Annotated in this window: 1 protein-coding gene; it reads right to left on the bottom strand. The window is 35.8% G+C overall.

Annotated elements, in window-relative coordinates; translation table 11 throughout:
- A partial coding sequence (locus DIZ30_RS13280; protein ID WP_109023292.1) for an IS30 family transposase occupies positions 1–257 on the bottom strand: 257 nt, incomplete at both ends.

Raw genomic sequence — 257 nt, 5'->3', positions numbered from 1 at the left:
AAATAAATATCAATATCATTCGTATTACTAATACTTTTCCAATTAGAGAATTCTTTTCCACAATCAAAGGTAATTGATTTGAAAAGATTTTTGGGTACGGATTGAAGCCATTCATTAATCGAATTTTCAATATCAACTGCCTTACGGCCTTCTGGTTTCAAGGCGATAATGGCTTTTGAAAGTCGCTCAACGAGTGTGATGACGGCACTTTTATGGTGGATGCCGACAATCGTATCACCCTCTAAATGTCCAAATTC

This window comes from Enterococcus sp. H57 (assembly GCF_003112495.1).
In the GTDB taxonomy this organism is placed as follows: Bacteria; Bacillota; Bacilli; order Lactobacillales; family Enterococcaceae; genus Enterococcus_B; species Enterococcus_B faecium.
Note: the sequence above shows the minus strand (reverse complement) of the source record. Positions and strands in the feature narration are given on the sequence as shown.